Here is a 6,130-nt window from a genome sequence, read left to right on the forward strand (position 1 = left end):
TACTGGAAAGTAAAAAAGAAAAGGTTGTGACGCATTCCCGCTTTGACCCGCTCTGTGAAGGCTGCGATAGCAGAGATAACTGTCGCGAGAAGGCTTTTCTGGGAACCCCCGTCATTCTGCAGGACCGCTGTGTAGGAGTGATCAGTTTGATTGCCGTAACGCATGAACAGCAGGAACATATCAATGACAACCTGCGCGAGTTTTCAGACTATGTTCGCCATATATCCACTATTTTTGTTTCAAAACTTCTCGAAGATCAGAGTGGGAGTGACAACATCAGTAAAATATTTTCGACAATGATCGAGAATATGGATCAAGGTGTATTGGTCATTGATGAAGACAACCGCGTACAGTTCGCGAATCAAACCGCGTTAAAAATTCTTGGTGCGGTGCAGAATAATATGGTGGGAAAGTCGGTCAGGTTTCGGCCATTAACGTTTGAAAGTAATTTCACGCACGGGCATATGCAGCATATCGTCTCCTGGGATGATAAAAGTGAACTGATCATTGGTCAGTTGCATCATGTGCAGGGACGGCAGTTATTCCTGATGGCCTTCCATCAGTCGCATACCAGTTCCTCTGTATCGATTGCCACCGATGAACCGCATATTGAACAACTGGTGGGTGAATGCCGGGTTATGCGCCAGCTTAAGCGGCTGATCGGCCGTATTGCCCCCAGTCCGTCCAGCGTCATGATTGTGGGGGAGAGCGGCACCGGAAAAGAGGTGGTCGCGCGCGCCATTCACAAACTCAGCGATCGACGCAATAAACCGTTTATCGCCATCAACTGCGCGGCGATACCAGAACAGTTGCTGGAAAGTGAACTGTTTGGCTATGTTAAAGGCGCATTCACCGGCGCCTCCGCCAATGGGAAAACGGGCCTGATTCAGGCGGCAAACAGTGGAACGCTATTTCTCGATGAAATTGGCGATATGCCCTTGATGCTACAGGCTAAACTGCTCAGGGCGATAGAGGCGAGGGAAGTGTTGCCGCTTGGCGCAAGCAGTCCGGTTCAGGTCGACATCCGCATTATTTCAGCTACCAATCAGAACCTTGGGCAGTTTATCGCCGAAGGCAAATTCCGCGAAGATCTGTTCTATCGACTGAACGTCATCCCACTGACTCTGCCCCCGCTACGTGAACGACAGGACGATATTGAGCTACTGGTGCACTATTTCCTGCATCTGCATACTCGCCGTTTAGGGCTGGTCTATCCGGGGATTGCACCGGATGTGGTGACCCTGCTCAGACACCATCAGTGGCCGGGAAATCTGCGTGAATTAAGCAACCTGATGGAATATCTGGTCAACGTGGTCCCTTCAGGCGAGGTGATCGACAGTACGCTTTTACCGCCAAATCTGATCAACAACGGTAAAGCGCCGGAATCCGTTGGAGCGGTCGCTCATGCGGCGCAGTTGCTGTCTGAGGACACCGGCGGAACCGCACTGGAAGAGATGGAAAAGCAGATGATTCGCGAAGCGCTATCTCGCCACTCCAACAAAAAACAGGTGGCGGATGAGTTAGGCATTGGGATTGCCACGCTTTATCGCAAGATCAAAAAGTACGAGTTGCTGAATGCATAACTCAACGCACAACCGCGTTCAGGTTGCATCAGGGGGCGAGTGTGTGAACGCTACTGACCCGGAGGCAACCTGAAGGATGCGGTGTTAATTATTCAGGCTCAGTGCAGCGCTGGACGGTATCGACAATCATCTGATAGCCGGTGCAACGGCACAAATTCCCCGCCAGACCACGACGGATCTCCAGAATGGTTAATGGTTTTTCCCGCGGTTTTGCCAGCAATGCGGTGGTCGCCATAATCAGACCCGGCGTGCAAAAACCACACTGCACGGCACCGGATGTCGCATAAGCCATCTGAACACGCGAGAGCTGACTGCCAGCCGATTCACCTTCCAGGGTACGGATCTGTTTTCCTGCTGCCCACGCGGCAAGGTACAGGCAACTGTCGATGGCCGTACCGTCAACCAGCACCGTACAGGCTCCACATTCACCGACACAGCATCCCTGTTTGACGCTCAACAACCCTTGTTCGCGCAGGAGTTCAGAGAGCGGCATCCCCGGCATGATGCTGAGCTGAAAAGGGTGATCATTAATGACGCATTCCAGCGTGATTCGGTTAGTGTCATTCATTGCAGCTTTCCTCCCGCCGCGACAACGGCTTCAGTAACCACTTTCCGGGTCATCGTCTGGATGAGATGCAGACGAAATTCCTTACTTGCCCGCCAGGAAGATCGCGGGGCGACGTCCTGCAGAACGGATTCGGCGATCGCGTCCAGCGTCTGGTGGGTCAATGGCGCATTTTGCGCCGCGCTCTCTGCATGCTGACAGCGAACTGGTGTCGGAGCCGCAACGCCGAATGCCAGACGAAGTTCTTTAAAACCGCCGTTATCCAGTTGGCATCGTGCCGCACAACCAATGGTCGAGATGTCCATCGCATCGCGCATGGCATATTTAAAATGCGCGCTGCCAGTATGCGCCCTCGGCTGCGGTGGAAAATGAAAGGCGACAAGGATTTCATCTTGCTCAAGAGCAACTTTTCCGGGGCCGGTGTGAAAACCGTTGATGCTGGTAAAACGCACCCCTTTTGGCGAGGCGATCTCAAGCGTGGCGTTATAAATCAGCGTTGGCGTCGCCGAGTCTGCGCTGGTTGCGCCATTACAGATATTCCCGCCGTAGGTCGCGACATTACGGATTTGCGGTCCGGCGATGGAGGTAGCTGCCGCACACAGGGCTGGCAGATGTCGTTGCGCGACGGGATGCTCGATAATCTCGCTAAAGGTGGTAGCGGAACCGATACGCAGCCTCTCTTCCTTCGACAGGGTAATGCCTCGTAATTCGGGCAGATCATGGATATCGACGATATGACGGTAACGCGCATTGTGATGATGAAGTTGGATCAGTACGTCGGTTCCGCCGGCGAGCAGTTTCGCCTGCGGATAGCGCGCCAGCAGGCTGACAGCCTCGGCAATGTCTGAAGCGCGATGATAAGAAGCAAAGTCAAACATGATCATATCCTCAAATCAAGCCAGCCTGGTGGAACTCCGCATATAACCGCTTTGGCGTCAGTGGCAGCGTATCAATCGCAACGCCTGTGGCCATTTTCACTGCGTTACGAATGGCTGCAGCAACAGGAATAATAGGCGGCTCGCCGAGGGATTTATGTCCATACGCCGACTGCGGCTCCTGCGTTTCAACGAATGCGCTCTCCAGTTGCGGCAGGTCAGGCATGGTCGGCATTTTGTAATCAAGGAGATTCGGGTTACGCACCAGACCACTTTCCCCATCAATGATCATCTCTTCAAACAGCGACCAGCCAATGCCCATTCCCATCCCGCCATGCACCTGACCTTCCGCCAGTTGAGGGTTCAGAATATGGCCGGAATCGTGGACATTGAGGATGCGGTTGATGGTGACCTTGCACAGGGCGATATCGACGCTCAGATCGACAAACGTGCAGCCAAACGCCGGTGGGTTAGTGGTGGTTTTCACCGAGCATTCCGCAGACAACTGACCGCCGCGCTCCGGATGATAAAACGCATCCATCGCCAGCTCTTTTAAGGACAGCAACGGTGAGTCAGGGCGATCGATAAGGACGATGTGGCCTGCCGTCAGCGTCAGGCTCATGACGGACTGATGCAGCATGTCGGCAGCGTGAAGAAGGATCTTATCGCGCAGTTGAAGTGCTGCCTTGCGCAGTGCCGGTGCGGTGACATAGCTTTGGCGAGAGGCGAAGGCGCCAGGGTCGAAGGGGGTAATGTCGGTATCCTGGGTTGAAATAACGCGTACATCGCTGACTGGTACGCCGAGAGTTTCCGCCACCATCTGTGAGAAAACGGTATCCGCCCCCTGACCGATTTCCGTCGCTCCGCTCTGCACGTTGATCGTTCCGTCCTGATTCATCAGCAGACGGGCACCGGCGATCTCCACGCCGACCGGCCAGGTGTTGGAGGTATAACTAAAACAGGCGACGCCGACGCCCCGGCGGATGTTGCCTTGCTGGTGCAGACATTCAGCGCGACGGGCGTCCCACTCAAACAGCGCGCGGCCTTTTTGCAGACATTCCGGGAGCCCCGCGCTGTAGATGCGTTTGCCGGTAATCGGGTTCGTGTCGCCTTCGCAGGCCGCATTGCGCAACCGAACCTCGACCGGATCGAGACCCAGCGCCGTTGCGGCGTCATCCAGCATCGATTCTACGGCAAAGATCACCTGCGGCGCGCCGTAGCCGCGCATCGCGCCAGCGGAAGGAAGATTGGTATAGCAGGTGGTGGAACGGTAAGCGTATGCGCTACGGGGATAGAGATAGGCCACTTTGTTGCCGCCCGCCGAGGCGATGGAGTGCCCGTGCGAGGCGTAAGCGCCAGTATTTGACAGAACATCCAGACGATAGCCTTGCAACGTGCCGTCGCGATTGAGCCCTATCTGTCCATCCATCGTGAACGCATGGCGGGTACGGGAAGCGAGAAAACATTCTTCACGGCTGAGAGAGACTTTCACTGGAATACCGCCCAGTTTGCGCGTCAGGAAAGCGGCCATGGGTTCTTCCAGCACATCCTGCTTGTTTCCAAATCCGCCGCCGACGTAAGGTTTGATAACCCGCACGCATGACCACGGAATGCCCAATGCCTGCCCCACGACCCGGCGTACGATGTGTGGGATCTGCGTGCTGGAGACGATGGAGATTCGCGAGTCATCTTCCATCCAGGCCAATGAAGTGACGCTTTCCATATGGCAATGTTGAATCACCGGCGTCTGGTAATGTCCCTGGAGTTGGTAATCAGCGGCATCAATGGCCTGCTGGATATTCCCGGTGGTCATTTCACTGCGATTGAGCAAATTACCGCCTGGGTGAATAGGGACAGCATCATCCGCCAGAGCCGCTTCTGGCGTGGTGATCACCGGGAGTTTTTCCCATTCCACATTCACCAGCAAGGCCGCTTTTTCTGCGGTTAACTCGTCCCTTGCCACAACAATCGCGACCGCATCGCCATGATGGCGTACGTGGCGGGTCAACAGAAAACGGTCGGCGGTGTCACGTTTGTTCTCATCCAGCGTCCAGGCGTGCCCTGCCGTGGCGAAGGGAATATCCGGTACATCTTCCCAGGTAAACACGGCCAGTACACCGGGCAGGCTTTTCGCCTTGTCACAGTTGATGTTGGTGGCGTAACCGTGGGCAATCGGACTGCGAACGTATTTGGCATAACACATGCCCGCCATCATGTAATCATCAGTATATCGAGCCCGCCCGGTCACTTTAGCGATGGCATCCACGCGCATGCATGACTCTCCGGTAGCGGTTGCTTCCCGCGCATCCATAAACGTCCCCTTGATTTAACAATTCGGTTCCTGAACAACCGTTAAATCAGGCAAGAATTACGCCAGAAGCGCAAAGTTGCGCCGTGAGAAAAGGGAAGTGTGACGGAGATAATAATATGGTCTGTCGGGAGAGGGATCCGACCTTTGACGATGAGCACTTTGCGTATCATTATGAGTTTAATCAAATCATTGTGATACACGGTAAGTGGCGGTGATAGCGTTTATCAGGCGGTCCATGAGGGGACTTACCGATTCAATAAATTTGGCATCCGGATTATGGCTGCTATCATATGGCGTCTGTGAATATTGCGAGGAACGGTTTTGAGCGCAGGACGCCTGAAGAAAAATAGCCTGGGTATTGCCATGCTGCTTTGTGCGGGATTGCTTGTCGTGGGCTGCTCGGGGAGCAAATCGTCTGATTCTGGCGCCGTTTATACCGTCAAACGGGGAGATACCCTTTACCGTATTTCACGCACGACAGGCACCAGCGTCAAAGACCTTGCGCGTCTGAACGGCATTTCGCCGCCGTACACCATTGAAGTTGGGCAAAAGCTGAAGCTCGGTGGTTCGAAAACGGCCTCATCGAAATCCACTAAAAAGTCGTCTACCAAAACAGCCTCCGCGAGACCGTCTTCTTCCGTGCCGCAATCGTCCTGGCCACCGGTAGGGCAACGTTGTTGGCAGTGGCCTGCCAGCGGTAAGGTGATCCTGCCTTATTCCACTGCGGATGGAGGGAATAAGGGGATCGACATTTCCGCTGCCCGCGGTACGCCGGTTTATGCCGCCGGGGCAGGGA

Annotated in this window: 5 protein-coding genes; 2 read left to right on the plus strand and 3 right to left on the minus strand. The window is 54.6% G+C overall.

Features of this window, described 5'->3' with window-relative positions:
* A partial coding sequence (locus AB7E14_RS19110) for a sigma-54 interaction domain-containing protein (protein WP_428169802.1) occupies window positions 1-1,583 on the plus strand: 1,583 nt, incomplete at its 5' end.
* Window positions 1,584-1,671: 88 nt separating this feature from the next.
* Here AB7E14_RS19110 and xdhC read toward each other — a convergent pair.
* The 3 genes from xdhC to xdhA are packed head-to-tail and all read right to left on the minus strand — an operon-like array spanning window position 1,672 to window position 5,334.
* Window positions 1,672-2,151 carry a xanthine dehydrogenase iron sulfur-binding subunit XdhC gene (gene xdhC / locus AB7E14_RS19115; protein ID WP_042999389.1) on the minus strand — a complete coding sequence of 160 codons (480 nt, stop codon included), beginning with the start codon at window positions 2,149-2,151 and terminating at the stop codon, window positions 1,672-1,674.
* The gene (gene xdhB / locus AB7E14_RS19120) at window positions 2,148-3,026 is read right to left on the minus strand and encodes a xanthine dehydrogenase FAD-binding subunit XdhB (protein ID WP_316962063.1); all 879 of its coding nucleotides are present in this window, start codon (window positions 3,024-3,026) and stop codon (window positions 2,148-2,150) included. The genes xdhC and xdhB overlap by 4 nt, the downstream gene beginning before the upstream one ends.
* Before the next feature lie 10 nt (window positions 3,027-3,036).
* Complete coding sequence (xdhA, locus tag AB7E14_RS19125) at window positions 3,037-5,334, minus strand: xanthine dehydrogenase molybdenum-binding subunit XdhA (protein WP_316962062.1); 2,298 nt, start codon at window positions 5,332-5,334, stop codon at window positions 3,037-3,039.
* Between the two features lie 321 nt (window positions 5,335-5,655).
* Between xdhA and AB7E14_RS19130 the strand changes: the two genes are divergently transcribed.
* Window positions 5,656-6,130, plus strand: a 475-nt coding sequence (locus AB7E14_RS19130) for a LysM peptidoglycan-binding domain-containing protein (RefSeq protein WP_428169803.1), incomplete at its 3' end; no start/stop codon positions are given.

The organism is Citrobacter sp. (assembly GCF_050252275.1).
Classification (GTDB): Bacteria; Pseudomonadota; Gammaproteobacteria; order Enterobacterales; family Enterobacteriaceae; genus Citrobacter_A; species Citrobacter_A amalonaticus.

Excerpts from the sequence above, each read along its gene's own strand:
- xdhB (WP_316962063.1), bottom strand. The coding sequence starts at position 3,026 with ATGTTTGACTTTGCTTCTTATCATCGCGCTTCAGACATTGCCGAGGCT.
- xdhC (WP_042999389.1), bottom strand. The coding sequence starts at position 2,151 with ATGAATGACACTAACCGAATCACGCTGGAATGCGTCATTAATGATCAC.
- xdhA (WP_316962062.1), bottom strand. The coding sequence starts at position 5,334 with ATGGATGCGCGGGAAGCAACCGCTACCGGAGAGTCATGCATGCGCGTG.